The organism is Faecalibacterium sp. Marseille-P9590 (assembly GCF_017377665.1).
Classification (GTDB): domain Bacteria; phylum Bacillota; class Clostridia; order Oscillospirales; family Ruminococcaceae; genus Faecalibacterium.
Genome location: NZ_JAFREF010000003.1, coordinates 253,386 through 270,851, shown reverse-complemented (window position 1 = coordinate 270,851; position 17,466 = coordinate 253,386). Strand labels below are relative to the sequence as shown.

The following is a 17,466-nucleotide window of genomic DNA, read 5'->3' as shown; positions in this document are numbered from 1 at the left end:
TAAAGAAAAAACCAGCTCTGCCTCTGGCCCGCGCGGAGCGCAAAGCCATTTGACCATAAAATAAAACTCACCCCGCGCCAAAAGCGCGCAAGCTCACTTTACCGTCCCGAAAAATAAAAAACAAAAACCCCCGCACCGGGGTCCCGGTACAGGGGTTTTGTTCGTCAATCAAACTGCGATCAAGCGTTCTTGTTAACACGCTTTGCCATACGGCTGATCTTGCGGCTAGCGGTGTTCTTTTTGATGACACCCTTAGCGCGAGCCTTGTCGATCGCGGAAACAGCAGCCAGGACGGTTGCGTCCTTGTCAGCGGCATTCGCATCGATGGCAGCGTCTGCCTTCTTGACGACTGTTTTCAGGTTGGTCTTAATGGCCTTGTTGTGAGCCTGCTCTGCAACAGCCTGCACGACACGGTCCTTCTGAGATTTGATGTTAGGCATTCGTTCCACCTCCTTGGCTACCTATAACAGCGCACCTTATGATACCATATTTGCCGCTCCAGCGCAAGCATTTTTTCGATTTTTGTTTCAAAAAGTTTTGATTTTCCCATACTTTTTGTGCCGCGAGGCCCCAAAACCGGCTTTTTGGCGGCAAACAGAGCAGAAAAGAGGGAAAATCATGCGCTTGACAGATATGGCGGACGAGCTCTACACGGCCGCGACTGACCTGCCCGGCGGAGTCCGCGCGGCCACGGCAAAACGGGGCGGCGTGACGGTGACGCGGGTGGAGATCGCCCGGGAGGGCCTCGAAAAGCCCCGGGGGCGGTACGTCACGCTGGAAGTCCCCAGCGTCAGTGTGCTGGACGAGCGGGACGCCGAGGTCATCGAGCAGGCAGCGGACGAGCTGCGGGCGCTTCTGCCGCCGGAGGGGCCGGTGCTGGTGCTGGGCGTGGGCAACCGCCGGGTCACCGCCGACGCCCTCGGCCCCCGCACCGTCCAGAAAATTTTTGTTACGATGGGCGCAGGCCGTCCGCCGGTGAAGGGCATCCGCCCGGTGGCGGCGGTGGCCCCGGGCATCTCGGCGTCCACCGGTCTGAGCCTGCAGCAGCTGGCCGGTGCGCTGGTGCGGGAAGTGCGGCCCACGGCCCTCATCTGTGTGGACAGCCTCTGCTCGTCGGAACCCCAGCGTCTGGGCCGGACGCTGCAGTTCTCCGACACCGGCCTCTGCCCGGCCCAGCCCGGCAGCAGCAAGCATCTGGACGCGGCCCGTCTGGGCCTGCCAGTGATCGCGGCGGGCATCCCCACCCTGATGATGGCGCAGGAGGGCAAAGACCTCGTGGTGACGCCCCGAGAACTGGACAGCGTCATCGCCCACGGGGCCGCCCTGTTGGGCGCGGCCATTAACCGCGCCTTGCAGCCGAGGCTCAGCATCGCCCAGCTCTGCTGGCTGGTGGGATAAAACCAGGCCGTCCATCATATTGTATGGATAAAACAAAAGGGGAGGGGGCAGTCTATGCGCTATGGCGAGGCCGGGCAGAGCCATCTGCTGCCCTTTCTGGGCGCAGCGGCCCTTTTTGCGGCTCTGACCATCATGGCCCACAGTGTTGTGCTGGGGCTGGCGGCGGTCATCGCCGGGCCTGTCCCGGCGGCGCAGACGGCGCTCTCCCTGAGCCGAAAGGCCGTCTCCGGCGCGGCACAGGAGGAGGCCGCATCTGTGGCCGAAGCCGCCCCTGAAAGCACCGGGACTGCCGCCTCTCAGCCCGAAGCCGCCGCCCCGACAGGCGGCATCGAAAGCTATCTTGTGGAGCTTCTGGGTGACGACGCTCGGCCCGAAGGCGCGGGCGCAGTGATTGAAAAAAATTACCCGCAAGGCAGCGGTGAAAAGTACGTTGCCTGCGGCGCGGGCAGCATCAAGAACAACACCCGACAGACTGCGGCGGACATCGCAGCAGAGATACAGGAGCCACTGCCCTTTGGCGTCGAAAAGGACAGCCCTGACCCGCAGATCCTCATCATGCACACCCACGCCACTGAGGACTACCGCCTTTCGGCGGGGCTGTGGTATTCGCCCGGCGACGGCGCCCGTACCACCGACACGAACCTGAATATGTGTGCCGTGGGCCGGGTGATGGCCGACACCCTCAACGCCGCCGGGCTGAACACTCTCCACGACGAGACCCTGAACGACTACCCCAGTTACACCGGCAGCTACGAGAACAGCCGGGCCGTCGTCCAGCGGTACTTGGCCCAGTACCCCAGCATCAAGGTGGTGCTGGACGTCCACCGGGACGCCATCGAGACAGAGGGAGGTTCCCGGATGGCACCGGTCTGCACCGTGAACGGGCGGCAGGCCGCGCAGGTCATGATCATCTGCGGGTGCGACAACGGCGGCAGCGTCCGGCTGCCGGGCTGGCGGCAGAACCTCCGTTTCGCCGCCGCATGGGAGCGGAGCATGGAGGGGATGTACCCCGGTTTCACCCGGCCTGTGCTGTTCAGCTACCGCTTTTATAATCAGGACCTCACCACCGGCAGTCTGCTCATCGAGATAGGAGGCCACGGCAATAACCTCAACGAGGCCCTCTACGCCGGGCAGCTGGCGGCCAACGGCCTTGTGCAGGCCCTGCTTGGCCCGGATACTTGACGAAACGGCGGCAAAGTGCTATATTTTACTGGTAAATGCAGTGATTGGGAAAAGTAGCGCATCACAACGCCACAGAGAGCGCGGCAGAGCTGGGAGCCGTGCGCGGACGGTGCGTGAACGAACACCCGGGAGCAGCAAACTGAACAGGGCGCAGTGAGAAAAATGCGCCGCCAGTAGGTGCGCCGCAGGCTCAGCGTTAACGGAGCAGCGCTTTTACTTGAGCGCGTGAGCGACCGGACACTTCCGGTAATTCAGGTGGCACCGCGGACATTACAAGACAGCTTGTTCGCCCTGAACTTTCAGGGAGAAAAGCTGTCTTTTTCTTTTGTAAAATCGATAAGGAGAAAAACTATGGAACGCACTGAGATCGTTTCGCTGTACAAGAACACCCCCGCCGATGGTACGGTCGTCACCGTATGCGGCTGGGCAAAGAACATCCGCGACTCCAAGAACATCGGCTTCATCGCCCTGTCCGATGGCGGCTGCTTCAAGACCCTGCAGGTCGTGCTGGAAGCCGGCAAGCTGGCAAACTACGATGAGGTCGTCCACACCGGCCTGTACAGCAGCCTGCGTGTCGTGGGCCGCATCGTGCTGACCCCGCAGGCAAAGCAGCCCTTTGAGCTGAACGCTGATTCCGTCGAGATCCTGGGCGACTGCCCCGCCGACGAGTATCCGCTGCAGAAAAAGAAGATGAGCATGGAGTATCTGCGCACCATGCCCACCCTGCGCCCCCGCACCAACACCTTCAACGCCGCTTTCCGCGTCCGCAGCGTGGCCGCTTACGCCATCCACAAGTTCTTCCAGGAGAACGGCTTCGTCTACGCCCACTCTCCGCTGCTGACCGCTTCCGACTGTGAGGGCGCCGGCGAGATGTTCCGCGTCACCACCCTCGACCTCGACAACGTCCCCAAGAACGAAGACGGCACCGTCGATTACACCAAGGACTTCTTCGAGAAGCCCGTCAACCTGACCGTTTCCGGCCAGCTGGAAGCCGAGGCCATGGCAATGGCGTTCGGCAAGGTGTACACCTTTGGTCCCACCTTCCGCGCGGAGAAGAGCTTTACCACCCGCCACGCCGCCGAGTTCTGGATGATCGAGCCGGAGATGGCTTTCTGCGATTTGAACGGCTACATGGACACCGCCGAGGCCATGACCAAGTACGTTATCCGCTACGTTCTGGACAACTGCCCCGATGAGATGGCTTTCTTCAACCAGTTCATCGACAAGGGCCTCATCGAGCGCCTTGAGCTGGTGGCAAACAGCGAGTTTGGCCGCATCAGCTACACTGACGCCATCGAGATCCTGAAGAAGAACAACAAGAAGTTCCAGTTCCCCGTGGAGTGGGGTGTGGACATCCAGACCGAGCACGAGCGCTACCTGACCGAGGTGGTGTTCAAGAAGCCCGTCTTCGTCACCGACTACCCGAAGGAGATCAAGAGCTTCTACATGAAGCAGAACGCCGACGGCAAGACCGTCGCCGCAGCCGATATGCTGGTTCCCGGCATCGGCGAGCTCATCGGCGGCAGCCAGCGTGAGGAGGACTACGATAAGCTCGTGACCCGTATGGACGAGCTGGGTCTGGACAAGTCCAGCTACGACTGGTACCTGAACCTCCGCAAGTTCGGCGGCGTGGAGCACGCAGGCTATGGTCTGGGCTTCGAGCGCATGATCATGTACCTCACGGGCATCCAGAACATCCGTGACGTGCTGCCCTTCCCCCGCACGGCTTACGGCTTCTAATCAGTGAGTCAACCTCTCCGTCATTGCTTCGCAATGCCACCTCTCCTGACGAGGAGAGGCTTTGGCAGAACGGGAAACTTTTCCTTTTCGCCAGAGGCTCCCCTCGGTAGGGGAGCTGGCAAAGCCGCAGGCTTTGACTGAGAGGTTTTCTTTTATTTTCAACAAGGAGAGCAAAACAAGTGGAAAACATCGCCCCGGCATTGCTGGAATGGTTCTACAAGAACCAGCGCATCCTGCCTTTCCGCACCGACCCCAGCCCCTACCACGTCTGGCTCAGCGAGATCATGCTGCAGCAGACCCGCGTCTCGGCGGCGCTGCCCTATTATGAGCGCTTCCTCGCCGCCCTGCCGGACATTCCCGCGCTGGCGGCGTGCGAAGAAGAAAAGCTCCACAAGCTCTGGGAGGGGCTGGGCTACTACAGCCGGGTGCGCAACCTGCAAAAGGCCGCCCGCATCGTCTGTGAGCAGTACGGCGGGCAGCTGCCAGCCGACTACGACGCCCTCCGCGCTCTGCCCGGTATCGGGGACTACACAGCGGGAGCCGTCGCGTCCATCAGCTTCGGGCTGGCTGTCCCGGCGGTAGACGGAAATGTGCTGCGGGTGTTTTCCAGACTGTATAATGACCCTGGCATTATTACAGAACCGACGGTAAAACGAGCTTTTACGGCCCGGGTCATGGAGCATCAGCCCCCCGAGAAGGCGGGCGACTACAACCAGGCTCTGATGGAGCTGGGCGCACTGGTCTGTGTGCCGAACGGCGCACCGCTCTGTGAGCAGTGTCCGCTGGCCTCTCTGTGCGAAGCCCGCAGGGCCGGTACGGCGCTGGAACTGCCCCATAAGGCTGCGCCCAAAGCACGGCGCATCGAGCCGGTGACGGTAGTGCTGGCCGAAGACGCCGAAGGACGTTTCCTGTTGCAGCAGCGGCCCGAAAAAGGTCTGCTGGCCGGTCTGTGGCAGCCGCTTCTGTGGGAGGGCGAAGCCCTCAGCGCCGAAGAAGTCTGCGGCCGGCTGGAAGCGCTGGGCCTTGCCTGTGAGGGCATCGAACCTCTGCCGGCGGCAAAACATATTTTCAGCCACATTGAGTGGCGGATGAGCGGCTATTCTGTCTGCGTCGGCAGTGCGGAAGCTCCGGCGGGCTGTGTCTGGACCAGCCGCGAACAGCTGCAGAACGAATACACCCTGCCCGGCGCATTCAAGGCGTATAAGAAAAAGCTGGGACTCTGAAAAAAGCAAAATTTTGCCTTTTTGGTTGTAATTTTCGTGAAGTCCGGGTATAATAGTTTCAGAATAGACCGAGCCTGTGCCGCGGAACGACCGCTGAAAATAGCTGGACCGCTGGTTCGACCAAAAAGGAGTGTGCTGAACCTATGAAGAAATCCTGTCTGATCGCTGTTATCGCAACGCTGGCTGCTGTGGCTGGTGCGCTGGCTGCTGTGGCTGTTTATCTGCGCCGCCGTGAGAAGGAGCTGGACGAGTACGAGCGTCTGCTGTTCGGCGAGGATACCGCCGCCCCCGCTGAGGAAGAGCCTGCTGAGGCCGAAGACGAGGCTGCAGAAGAGGCTGCTCCCGCTGAGGATACTGCCGAATAACGCGGGCCGAAACAGAACAAAATGACGAAGGGCGCACCGGCAGTCTGTAACAGGGCTGTGCCGGTGCGCCTTTTTATACCCTCTCAGGCGCTTGCGCCCAAACTTTAGGAGGAGAGTACATATGAAGCGGCTTTTGTTATGGCTCATCGGCGTCGCGCTGGGCGTCGTGGTGCTGCTTGCGGCGGTGCTGGGCGTGAGCTATTCGTTCACCTCGGAGGGCGCGAAGCCTGCGCCTGAGGTGCAGTTCGCCGGGCAGGAGCTGGAGCCCAACGGCTGGTGCTGGCAGGTGCCGCTGCTGGGCGGGCAGGTGGATAAAGTCTTCGCCAGCCCCCGCACCCTCACGGTGCAGAAGCTTGGCGTCCTCTACGACGCCCACCCGGCCTTCGCTCTGCCCGAGTGGTACAGCTACGGCCCGCTGACCATCACCGACAGCGCGGGCAATGTGGTCTTCGAGGGGACTGCGGCCACCTACGACGATTTTTTGTTCCCGGCCAACGGCGACTATAAGGCCGAGCTGACCGTCTGGCGTCTGCCGGAAAATATGCTGGCCACCCAGTTCGAGGGCGGCAGCACCGGCGAGCTGCGGCAGGACGTCCGGCTCGAAAAGCCCGCGAAGCCCATCGGTTGGTATTATTACTCTTTCCGCTTTACGCTGCAGGCAAGCGCCGAGGTGGAGCTTTCCGCCGAACGGATGGAGCAGGGCGGCACGGTGGCCGCGGCTTTCACCGGCATGGTGGGTGAGACGGCCCCTACGGTGGAAACAGACCTCGGCAATGTGCAGGCTGTCCGTCTGGGCAGCGGGTGGCGCGCCTATATCCCGGCGGCCTACAATGCCGCTGCCGGTGCGCATGAAGTGACCTTTACCGTGGGCGGCGAGACGGTGGTGAAGAACATCACCGTCATCCCGAAGGACTTCGGCACGGTTGAAATCGAAGCCGAACCGGAAGCCTCCGAAGCTGCCAACACCGAGTTCCGCAACGCCGTCTGGCCCCTCTATGAGCAGCCAGCCCGCGAAAAGCTGTGGAGCGGCGGCTTCGCCTGCCCGGCGGAGAATTACATGACCCTCGTGGACTTCGGCCAGACCAAAGTCACCGGCGGCAAGCAGGGCAGCAAATCGAACTCCACGAAACTCTACACCATCCCGGGCGACCCCTGCCGCGCCCCGGCCAACGGCGTCGTGGTGCTGGCCCGGAACCTCGCCCTCACCGGCAACACCGTCGTCATCGACCACGGCTGCGGGATGCGCAGCTACCTCTACGGGCTGGATGCTCTCTCGGTGAGCGAGGGCCAGAGCGTGGAGCGCGGGCAGGCCGTGGGCGCATTGGGCGAAGACCTGACCATGGACTTCAAGCTCGGCAGCAAGAGCATCAATCCGTGGCTGCTCTTCCAGACCAGCGGCGGACTGTTCTGGAAAGAGAATGGGTGAGGTCGGCAAATCGGAATTTGAAAGGAGCGTTTTCAATGGCAAGCAAGAAAGTCGAAATGTATGCTAAAAAACGATATGAATTAGATGAAATCAAAAATAAAATCAAAGAAGAATTTGATAAACGTAAGTTCGAATTCAAAGACGAAATTATACGTGAATTGGGAGACACCAAAACACTACTATTAATTTTTGAAAACTTGTTTTTACGAACAGGAAGTTATGCCAGTTTAGTAATTATGTTATCCGAGTATCAGGGGTATCAGAGTGCAGATATTATTGCCACTGGTGGTAAAAAAGTTTTCTTTTCTTTTGGTGCAGAAAGTGACTTTGCAAAGTTTGGAGAAGATGCTTTGAAGAATTTAGGCTTTCAAGGAAAAGTTAGATAAATTCCAGTTTATCATAAAGAATCCAGATATAAAACGAGCAGAGCCTCTACCTTTCGGTGGAGGCTCTGCTCGTTTCATATCTGCGGTTTTGCTCAGGAAATGGCGTCCACGTCCCACTTCATCTGGACGGCGTCGGCGCCTTCCAGTGCGATGTGGAGCGCACCGGCGTTGTCGATGGCCTGCTCCGGCGTCCGTGCGCCGCACAGAACGTGCAGGCCGGGGATCATCCGGGCCGTCAGGGCGATGACCAGCTGCGCCTTGGTGCAGTGGTACTTCTCGCAGAGGTCAGACCAGCTGTCCAGCAGCCGGATGGCCTGCATCCGACGGGCGGGCTGGAAGCAGGGGTTCGTGTTCCGGGTGCTGCCCTCGGGGTAGGTGGTGTCCATGGTCACCTTGCCGGTGAGCAGGCCCTGCTCCAAGGGAGAATAAGCCTGAATGGACACGCCCAGCTCCTTGCAGGTGGGCAGCAGCTGCTTTTCGATGCGGCGGGTCAGCAGGCTGTACTTTTCCTGAATGACATCCAGCTGGCCGTATTTGCAGTAGCCGCGGATGAACTCAGCGGTGGTGTTGGACGCGCCGATGGCACGAATTTTTCCCTGCTCCTTGAGCTTCATCATGGCTTCGACGGTTTCTTCCAGCGGGAAGATGTTCAGGTCGGGCGTCTGCCAGTGGGTGTAGAGCACGTCCAGATGGTCGGTGCCGAGACGGCGCAGGCTGTCTTCCACGTCCTCGATGATGCTCTTGGCCGACAGGTCGCGGTAGGTCTGCACGCCGTCCACCACCTTGTGGAGAACGGGGCTTTCGTGCCGCCACTCGAGGCCGCACTTGGTGGAGAGGATGACCTTGTCCCGGTCGATGTGGCGCAAAGCTTCGCCCACCACCTCTTCGCTGTGGTAAAGGCCGTAGATGGGGGCGGTGTCTATCCAGGTGATGCCCTGCTCCACGGCAGTCTCGATGGCTTTTACCGACAGGGCGTCGTCGTTGTCGCCCCACCAGCTGCCGCCGCCGATGGCCCAGGTGCCAAGCCCCAGAAATGGTGCAGAGAGGCCGCTTTTGCCAATGTTACGTTTTTCCATAAATCGTTACCTTCTTTTCCGGCAGCGCCCCGCGAAGGGGGGTGTTGTCGCTGACTGGTATATATTGTTGCATTTTAGATTTATTCCAAAAAGAGCTGCCATGCAGGTCTTCTGCACAGCAGCTCTTGGGAACCTGTAACTTAAATATTGCCAAATTCGCTCAGCTTTAACGTCTCATTGTGCGTTTCAGCCCAGCGGATAGCCCAATCGGAGGTGAACAGGAGCAGGCGGTTGCCCTTCATGTCCTCGACGGCCTTGGTGTCGCTGGTGAGGTCGAGGTCACGCAGGACGTAGGTGTCGGGGTCGTTCTGGATCCAGCGCAGCTGCTCGAAGGGGAGCTGCTGCATCCGGATCTCGACGTTGTACTCGGTGTTCAGACGGTACTCCAGCACTTCCAGCTGCAGCACGCCGACGACGCCGACCACGACTTCTTCCATGCCGCCGCCCACTTCGCGGAAGATCTGGATAGCGCCCTCCTGAGCGATCTGCTCCATGCCTTTCACGAACTGCTTGCGCTTCATGGTGTCCTTCTGCTCGATGCGGGCAAAGTGCTCGGGAGAGAAGGTGGGGATGCCGGCGAACTCGACCTTCTTCTTGCCGGTACACAGGGTGTCGCCGATGGAGAAGATGCCCGGGTCGAACAGGCCGATGATGTCGCCTGCGTAGGCTTCATCGACGATGGCGCGATCCTGCGCCATCAGCTGGGTGCCGGTGGCCAGCTTGATGTTCTTGCCCTCCTGCACGTGGTAGGCTTCCATGCCGCGCTCGAACTTGCCCGAGCAGATGCGCATGAAGGCGATACGGTCGCGGTGGGCCTTGTTCATGTTGGCCTGAATTTTGAAGATGAAGGCAGAGAACTCATCGCGGCAGGGGTCAACGGCCTCGCCGGTCAGGCTGTCCACGCGGGCCAGCGGGGTGGGGGTGAGGCGGAGGAAGTTCTCGAGGAAGGGCTCGACGCCGAAGTTGGTCAGCGCAGAGCCGAAGAACACGGGGCTCAGCTCGCCGCGCAGCACGCGGTCGAGGTCAAATTCCTCGGCAGCACCGTCCAGAAGCTCAATTTCGTCCACCAGCTGCTGGTGCAGGTAGGGGGTCAGCAGTTCGTCCAGTGCGGCATCGCCCAGCTCAGCCTCGGTTTCCTCGACCTTCTTGACGCCGTTGGCGCGGCCGTCGCTGGAGAAAGCAAGCACTTTGCGGGTGTTGCGGTCGAACACGCCCTTGAACTCCTTGCCGCAGCCGATGGGCCAGTTCATGGGGTAGGTCTTGATGCCCAGAATTTCTTCGATGTTCTCCATCAGCTCGAAGGGGTCGCGGGCCTCGCGGTCCATCTTGTTGATGAAGGTGAAGATGGGGATATGGCGCAGGGTGCAGACCTTGAACAGCTTGATGGTCTGGGCCTCGACGCCCTTTGCGGCGTCGATGACCATGACAGCCGAGTCGGCTGCCATCAGGGTGCGGTAGGTGTCCTCCGAAAAGTCCTGATGGCCCGGGGTATCCAGAATGTTCACGCACTTGCCTGCGTAGTTGAACTGCAGCACAGAGGAAGTGACGGAGATGCCGCGCTGCTTCTCGATGTCCATCCAGTCGGACACGGCGTGCTTTGCGCTCTGCTTGCCCTTGACAGAGCCTGCCTGATTGATGGCTCCGCCGTACAGCAGCAGCTTTTCGGTCAGCGTCGTTTTGCCGGCGTCGGGGTGGCTGATGATAGCAAACGTCCGGCGGCGCTCGATTTCTTCACGATTTGTCATAAAAGTTTCGTTCTCCTGAGATGCGGCCCCGCGAAGGGCCGGGTGGATGTATCAGCAAACAATAGGGTCTGTTTACATGGGAAACTCTCCTATAAAATTACATACAACGCTTATTTTAACAGAAAATCCACATGGATGCAAGAGTTTTTGCTATTTTTTCAGAACAAGGCAGGGCAGGGGCGCGGTGTCGGCCCAGTTGGCAAAATCGCACACCAGTACGGTATATTTTTCCAGCGGGAGAGCCCGCAGCCAGCCGAGGATGCTCTGCTTTTCGTCCGTGCCGATGACGCGCCCGCTGTAGAGGATGGCGCTGAGCACGCCGCCGACGCGCAGCGCCGCGAGGGCGGCTTCCAGCGCAGGGATGCTGCTGTCTGCTGTGGAGAAGACGCTGTGGTCGGCCCCGGGCAGCCAGCCGAAGTTGAACATCACGATGTCCGCCGTGCCGGGCCGGACATACTGTAAGAGGTTCGCGTGGCTGTCGCAGATAAGCTCTGCCGTGAGGCCCTGCTTTTTGAGCCGGGCGCGGGTGGAAGTGATGGCCTCGGGCTGGATGTCGAAGCCCAGCACCCGGCCTTCCGGGCCGGCAAGGCGGCAGAGGAACGCCGTGTCGCCGCCGTTGCCGCAGGTGGCGTCGATGCAGAGCTTCGGGTGGGGGAGATGGGCGGCAAGATAGTCCTGCACGAAGCGCACCGCCGTCAAATCGGGGGTGCGGCGGCGGACGAGCCGCCCATCCTCAGGCGCAAAGCCGAATTTCTGCCAGAACAGCCCTTCGCCCTCGTCGGCGGGCAGGGGCGCGGTGAACACCGTCGCGGCCTCCCGGTCATAACCGCCGAACCGGCGCAATATCTCTTTTAACAGGTAGGAGCCGTAGCCCTTCCGCCGCCACTGGGGCAGGACGGACAGGGCCGTGATGTCCGCGCCTTTTGGGGTGGGCGTGACGTCGCACTGGCCGATGACGTCGGCCTCTTTATAAAGGGCAAAGCCCGTTTGAGTGGCGCTGATTTTCATAGAAACTCCTTAGGACTTGGAAGCTGTTTCCATAACCATTGCACACCGTCTGAACGGCTTTTTTGACCGCATTCTGCGTTGCTTTCCCTTGCAATCCGTCAGGATTGCTGCGGAAAATCGCCTTGCCTGCGGGCAAAAAATCTCGTTTATCCGGCGCACTCTGGCTATGGAAACAACTTCTGATTTCACACATTCTTCACTGGGGAAACGATTGATTTTCACAATTAGCAGATAGAATAAAACCGTGCCAGAGAGGAGCGAAAAAGCTCTTCCCCCGACCATATCCCTTAGAAAGGAAGTAATCACGATGGATGAAAACAAATGGGAATATGACTATTCCTCTTCCAATAATCCTGCCGGTGATACCGGCTACCCCAATGTGGGTTCCAGCGGCATGAACACCGCAAACACTGCTTCTACCTTCAGCGAGAGCACCCAGCCTTCCGGCGGCGCAACGCCGCCCCCCGCAGGCCCGCAGAACACAGCCCCTGCTGCGCCGAAGAAGCCTAAGAAGAATGCAGGCAAGGCTGTAAAGAGCATCGTCGCTCTGGTGCTGGCCGCAGCCATGGGCTTTATGGGCGGCTTTGTGGGCGCACGCTTCGGCGGCAATAACAAAGTCATCATCCAGCAGGTGGAGCGGTCTAGCAGCTCTTCGGCAGACTCTGAGAGCGCGGCCGAAGGCACGACTGTTTCCAGCGGCATGACCACCGCACAGGTGGCCAAGACCGTCAGCCCCAGCGTCGTGGTCATCACCACCGAGCAGGTGGTCTACTCCCAGTGGTCCTGGTACGGCCAGAGCCAGGTGGAGAGCGGCGCCGGCAGCGGCGTCATCATCAGCTCGGATGGCTACATCCTCACCTGTGACCATGTCGTGAGCGGCGCGTCCAACATCACCGTCACCATCGGCGACAAGGACTACACCGCCACCGTCGTGGGCGAGGATTCCACCAGCGACATCGCCGTCATCAAGGTCGATGCCGACGGCCTGACCCCCGCCATCGTGGGCGACAGCGACAAGCTGGCCGTGGGCGACAACGTGCTGGCCGTGGGCAACCCGCTGGGTGAGCTGGGCGGCACCGTCACCAGCGGCATCGTCAGCGCCCTGAACCGCAGCGTCTCCATCCAGAGCTCCAGCTCTGTCAACACCATGTCCCTCATTCAGATGGATGCTTCTGTCAGCCCCGGCAACTCCGGCGGCGGCCTGTTCAACATGAACGGCGAGCTGATCGGCATCGTCAACGCAAAGTCTTCCAGCTCTGACGCTGAGGGTCTGGGCTTCGCCATCCCCATCAACGACGCCATCAAGGTGGCGCAGGACCTGCTGGAGAACGGCTACGTCACGGGTCGTCCCTACATGGGCATCACCTATCTGGCTGTCAACGACGCACAGACGGCGGCACAGTTGGGCGTCAACGCCTACGGCATCTACGTCGTGGACGTCGTGTCCGGCGGCCCTGCCGATAAGGCGGGCCTCAAGGCCGGCGACCGCATCGTCAGCATCGACAACACCGAGGTAGCCCAGAAGACCGACCTTGGCACCCTGATGCAGGAGCACTCTGCCGGTGATACCCTGTCCATCACCGTCGCCCGCGACGGTCAGATGCAGACTGTCAGCCTGACGCTGGGCGAAAAGAACGCCTCCAACAGCGGCAATGGCACCAACGGCGCATCTCGTCAGGAGAAGTCTGCCGAGTCTGCACCTCAGCAGAACCCGCAGGGCTAAATCAGGACATGATTGGGTGGCTCGCCGCGTAAAGCGGCGGGCCGCTTTTTTTTATACCTGGCCGAAAATCGTTGCACTGTATGGCAGCAGTGTCACTTCGCCGCCGCAGACCCGGCTGGGGCCTTTCCAGAGCGCAGACGATACGCCGTCGCTCAGCAATTTCCACTGGCCGTCGGGCAGATGGACCCGTTTTTCTTCTTCCGTGGGATTGTAAAAGACGCAGAGCGCCCGCCATGCCGCGCCGTCGCCGGGTGCGGCGGGCAAAGTCCAGCCCACGAGGGGCTGTTCCAGCGAGAAAAACTTGATAGCCGCCGGGCTGGCCGCATCCGAGGCGCTCAGGCGGGGGAACTGCGCCCGCAGGCCCAGCAGGCCCCGGTAATAGTCCACCAGTCCGTGGAACTGTGCGGCCCGCTTCCAGTCCAGACGGTTGAGGGAGGGCGAAGAGCGGTAGGTGTTGCCCTGACCTTTTTTGGTGCGGGCGAACTCCTCGCCGGCCTGCATGAAGGGCATCCCCATGCAGGTGAGATAGATGCCCGCCGCCAGCCGGTTCTGGGCCAGCGCCGCCGAGTCGGCGGCAGTGTACTCGGGACGGGCGTACCGGACGAGCATCAGCTTATCCCAGAGAGTGAAATTGTCGTGGGCGGACACATAGCTGACGATTTGGGAGGGCGAATGGGCGGGCAGTTTGTCGCTGCGGCACCACGCGGCCACGGCCCCGCCGATGTCCCAGAAGCTGCCCGGTTTGCCCTCGACGTAACCCGGCTCTCGGGCGTCAAAACAGCCGCCCTTGATGACGTCGCGGGTGTTGTCGCAGAAGACGCCGATGCGCTCGGACAGCATGGCGAGGTTCGCCTTGTTGGCCTCGTACCGGTGGAGCTGGCTCCCGCCGCCCTGCCATGGCTCACCGTACATCAGGATGCTTCTGCCGCCCGGAAGAGCGTCCAGCGCGGCCCGCAGTTCGTTCATGGTGTCCACGTCATAGAGGCCCATGAGGTCGAAGCGGAAGCCGTCGATGTGATATTCCTGCGCCCAGTAGAGCACCGAGTCGATGAGGTATTTCCGGGCCATGGGCCGCTCACTGGCAAACTCGTTGCCGCAGCCGCTGCCGTTGGAGAAGCTGCCGTCCGGGTTCTGCCGGAAGAAATAATAAGGCACCGTGCTGTTCAGCGGGTTCTCGCTGCGGTACATATGATTGTACACCACGTCCATGATGACGCCGATGCCCGCCGCGTGGAGGGCGGCTATCATCTCCTTGCACTCCCGCACCCGGACTTCGCCTTTCGTGGGGTCGGTGGAGTAGCTGCCCTCGGGGACGTTGTAGTTGGTGGGGTCGTAGCCCCAGTTGTACTGCCGGGTGAGGGGGCGGCTCTCGTCCACACTGCCGAAGTCGAAGATGGGCATCAGCTGCACATAGCCCACTCCCAGCCGCTTGAGGTAGTCGAGGCAGGTGGGGAAGGTGCCGGCGGAAGAAAGGGTGGTTCCCTTCTGGGTAAAGGCCATGAATTTGCCCCGCCATGCATTCCGAACGCCGCAGGCCGGGTCTTGCGAGAAGTCACGGACGCTGACCTCCCACACCGTCCGGCGGGAGGCTGGGACGATGACCCGGTGGTCGTGGTTCCAGTCGGGCGGGTCGATGCGGGGCGCGTCTAAAATCATGCTCCGCAGGCCGTTGACGCCTGCCGTCCGGGCGTAGGGGTCGCCCGTCTCGTATGCTGTGCCGTCCACCTCGACGGTAAAGGTATAGTAATGTCCGTGCTGGTCGCCGGGCAGATAGACCGACCAGACGCCCTGCCCGTGCTGTTCCAGCGGCAGGGTCCCCATGCAGGCCCCGCCGTCGCCCCGGCGGTAGAGATTGACTGATACCTTCTGCGCCGTGGGCGCCCAGAGCCGGAGCCGGGTGCCGGAGGGGTTATATTCCGGCCCCAGAGGGCCGCTGTAGTTTGTCTGCCGTGCAAAGGCGCTGCTCTCGAACAGCGTTTTCCACTCTGCGGGCGTTTTCATTTCGTTCCATTCCCTTCGCATATCAAATCAATATAAAATTAGTGTACCCGCCTGCCCGTGGATTTTCAAGACTTTTCTTGCAAAAGGGGGCAAAGTACACTATACTGGGAAAAAACGCAGGACGGAGGCAGGCAGATGGCATACACCGACGATTGGGAGAACTTGATGAACGGAGTGTTCGGCCCGGGAGGAAAACTACACTTTGATACGCAGAAAACGCCGCCGGAAAAGCCCGGTCTGCCCGATATGAACGCAGCCCTGCTCGAGCAGCAGAAAAAGCTGGACGAAATGCTGAAAAAACAGAACGCCGAGCTGCGCAGAGACACCACACAGGAGGCGCTGGCCCAGAGCCGGAAGATGCTTGAGGATATGGAGGCCGACGGCCTGCTGGCCAAAGGAACCACCGAAGCCAAACAGGAGCATCTGGGCAGCTTCGAAGGGCTGGCCGCTGAGGTGAAAAAGACAGTGCTGGGGCAGGACGCCTTCGTAGACGGCGTCGTGCGGGCGATGCGCCGGCCTTTCGTGCTGGGGACGGAGGCCCCCACGGCCCGGAACGTCATCCTGCTCTGCGGTGCGCCCGGCACGGGGCGGCATTTCACTCTGACGGAGACGGCCCGCTGCATGGCCGTCCGGGGTCTTTTGCAGAGCGATAAGCTGGCCGTTATGGATCTGGCGCTTTACCCCAACTCGGGGGCCGAAAAGCTCTTTTTGCAGGATCTGTACGCCGCCCTCCATGCGCCGGGCGAGATCCTGGTCTTTGAGCACTACGAGAGCTGCTACCCGGGCTTTTTGAAGACGCTGGCAGACCTCGCCGTCAAGGGCAGTGCGCCCCTGTCCAGCCGGTATCTTGTCAACAAGGAGGGCATCCTCGTGGACGCCGGAACGGCGCTTGCCCCCGGGGCTGTGAGCCGCATCACCCCCTGCGGCAAGTACCTCGTCTTCTTCTCCCAGAAGGGCCGGGAGGCGCTGGCTGACAAGTTCGGTGCGGCCTTCGTCTCGGCGCTGGGCGATGTCTGTGAGACCAGCGCCTTTGCGCGGGAAGCCCTCGCCGCGCTGGCCGCCCAGCAGCTCAACGCGCTGGCCGCAAAAGTGAAGACCCGCCTCGGCCTGACCCTGTCGGCGGGCGCGGATGTGCGGGACTATGTGGCGGCCCAGTGCAGCCCGAAGCAGGGTGCGGCGGGGCTTTCGGCCTGCTGCGATAAGATATTCCGCGCTCTGAGCGAATACTGTCTGCAAACAGATGCCACGCTTACCGGAACGATTACACTGACTGCCCGGGAGGACGGCCTGGACTTTGCCCTCAACGACGCCGGACCCCAGAAGCTCTTCGACCTGCTGCCCGCCGCCTATACCGGCGCAGTGGAAGAAATCAGGAAAGAGCTGAACGACCTCGTGGGTCTTGCACCGGTGAAGGAATACGTCTTCGGTCTTGCCGATAACATTCAGGTGCAGCAGCGCCGTGCGGCGGCGGGCCTCAAGACCGCCAGCCTCTCGATGCACATGATCTTCACCGGCAACCCCGGCACCGGCAAGACCACCATCGCCCGGCTCGTGGCAAAGTACCTCAAGGTCATCGGCGCCCTCAAGGGCGGGCAGCTGGTGGAGGTGAGCCGGGGAGACCTCGTGGGCCGCTACACCGGCCACACCGCCCCCCTGACCAACAGCGTCATTCAGAGCGCGCTGGGCGGCGTCCTTTTCATCGACGAGGCCTACAGCCTCTACCGGGGCGAGCAGGACAGCTTCGGCCTTGAGGCCATCGACACGCTGGTGAAGGGGATGGAAGACCACCGCGACGAGCTGGTGGTCATCCTTGCGGGCTACACCAGGGAGATGGAGACGTTCCTGACCGCCAACAGCGGCCTTGCCAGCCGCTTCCCGAACAAGATAGAGTTCCCGGACTACACCGCCGATGAGCTGCTGGACATCACGAATGTGCTGGCGAGGGGCAAGGGCTACAGGCTGGCCGAGAGCTGCACGGAACCGCTGCGGGGCTACTACGAGCGCCGCCAGGCAGAGGATGCCCGCACGGCGGGCAACGGACGTCTCGCCCGCAACACGCTGGAAAAGGCCATCTTCAACCAGAGCCGCCGCCTCGTGGCAGAGCCTGCGGCGGAGCTGGATGTCATCCTGCCCAGTGATCTGGAGCTTTGATGATAAAAACAAACGCTGGCACGAAATGTAGATGTCCATAAA

Annotated in this window: 14 protein-coding genes; 9 read left to right on the top strand and 5 right to left on the bottom strand. The window is 61.1% G+C overall.

The window, feature by feature from the left end; all coding sequences use genetic code 11:
- Positions 1 to 179: 179 nt before the first annotated feature.
- Positions 180 to 440: a 30S ribosomal protein S20 gene (gene rpsT, locus J3349_RS06210; RefSeq protein WP_207676794.1), complete on the bottom strand. Its 261-nt coding sequence runs from the start codon at positions 438 to 440 to the stop codon at positions 180 to 182.
- A 178-nt stretch (positions 441 to 618) separates the two neighbouring features.
- Between rpsT and gpr the strand changes: the two genes are divergently transcribed.
- The 7 genes from gpr (at position 619) to J3349_RS06175 (ending at position 7,720) form a co-directional block, all read left to right on the top strand.
- Positions 619 to 1,398, top strand: a complete 780-nt coding sequence (gpr, locus tag J3349_RS06205) for a GPR endopeptidase (protein ID WP_207676793.1) — start codon at positions 619 to 621, stop codon at positions 1,396 to 1,398.
- Positions 1,399 to 1,452: 54 nt separating this feature from the next.
- Complete coding sequence (locus J3349_RS06200) at positions 1,453 to 2,580, top strand: stage II sporulation protein P (RefSeq protein ID WP_207676792.1); 1,128 nt, start codon at positions 1,453 to 1,455, stop codon at positions 2,578 to 2,580.
- Positions 2,581 to 2,931: 351 nt separating this feature from the next.
- Complete coding sequence (asnS, locus tag J3349_RS06195; protein WP_015564447.1) at positions 2,932 to 4,320, top strand: asparagine--tRNA ligase; 1,389 nt, start codon at positions 2,932 to 2,934, stop codon at positions 4,318 to 4,320.
- 179 nt (positions 4,321 to 4,499) lie between these two features.
- Entirely contained in the window at positions 4,500 to 5,543 is a 1,044-nt protein-coding gene (mutY, locus tag J3349_RS06190; RefSeq protein WP_207676791.1) for an A/G-specific adenine glycosylase, read from the top strand.
- A 143-nt stretch (positions 5,544 to 5,686) separates the two neighbouring features.
- The gene (locus tag J3349_RS06185; RefSeq protein WP_149793981.1) at positions 5,687 to 5,908 is read left to right on the top strand and encodes a phosphatase; all 222 of its coding nucleotides are present in this window, start codon (positions 5,687 to 5,689) and stop codon (positions 5,906 to 5,908) included.
- Positions 5,909 to 6,029: 121 nt separating this feature from the next.
- The gene (locus tag J3349_RS06180) at positions 6,030 to 7,334 is read left to right on the top strand and encodes a M23 family metallopeptidase (protein ID WP_207676790.1); all 1,305 of its coding nucleotides are present in this window, start codon (positions 6,030 to 6,032) and stop codon (positions 7,332 to 7,334) included.
- 35 nt (positions 7,335 to 7,369) lie between these two features.
- Positions 7,370 to 7,720 (top strand): DUF6054 family protein, encoded by a 351-nt coding sequence (locus tag J3349_RS06175; protein ID WP_207676789.1) that lies wholly within the window; start codon positions 7,370 to 7,372, stop codon positions 7,718 to 7,720.
- Positions 7,721 to 7,812: 92 nt separating this feature from the next.
- Here the strand turns inward: J3349_RS06175 and J3349_RS06170 are convergent, their stop codons facing one another.
- The 3 genes from J3349_RS06170 to J3349_RS06160 all read right to left on the bottom strand — a co-directional run bounded on the left by J3349_RS06170 (position 7,813) and on the right by J3349_RS06160 (position 11,549).
- Complete coding sequence (locus J3349_RS06170) at positions 7,813 to 8,796, bottom strand: aldo/keto reductase (RefSeq protein WP_207676788.1); 984 nt, start codon at positions 8,794 to 8,796, stop codon at positions 7,813 to 7,815.
- A 140-nt stretch (positions 8,797 to 8,936) separates the two neighbouring features.
- On the bottom strand, positions 8,937 to 10,541 hold the full coding sequence (locus J3349_RS06165; RefSeq protein WP_158395355.1) for a peptide chain release factor 3: 1,605 nt from the start codon (positions 10,539 to 10,541) through the stop codon (positions 8,937 to 8,939).
- A 150-nt stretch (positions 10,542 to 10,691) separates the two neighbouring features.
- Entirely contained in the window at positions 10,692 to 11,549 is an 858-nt protein-coding gene (locus J3349_RS06160) for a GNAT family N-acetyltransferase (RefSeq protein ID WP_207676787.1), read from the bottom strand.
- 307 nt (positions 11,550 to 11,856) lie between these two features.
- Here J3349_RS06160 and J3349_RS06155 point away from each other — a divergent pair, with 307 nt between their 5' ends.
- Positions 11,857 to 13,272 (top strand): trypsin-like peptidase domain-containing protein, encoded by a 1,416-nt coding sequence (locus J3349_RS06155; protein WP_207676786.1) that lies wholly within the window; start codon positions 11,857 to 11,859, stop codon positions 13,270 to 13,272.
- Between the two features lie 51 nt (positions 13,273 to 13,323).
- Here the strand turns inward: J3349_RS06155 and pulA are convergent, their stop codons facing one another.
- Positions 13,324 to 15,273, bottom strand: a complete 1,950-nt coding sequence (gene pulA, locus J3349_RS06150) for a type I pullulanase (RefSeq protein WP_207676785.1) — start codon at positions 15,271 to 15,273, stop codon at positions 13,324 to 13,326.
- A 135-nt stretch (positions 15,274 to 15,408) separates the two neighbouring features.
- Here pulA and J3349_RS06145 point away from each other — a divergent pair, with 135 nt between their 5' ends.
- Positions 15,409 to 17,424, top strand: a complete 2,016-nt coding sequence (locus J3349_RS06145) for an AAA family ATPase (protein ID WP_207676784.1) — start codon at positions 15,409 to 15,411, stop codon at positions 17,422 to 17,424.
- The last annotated feature ends 42 nt before the right edge of the window (positions 17,425 to 17,466 follow it).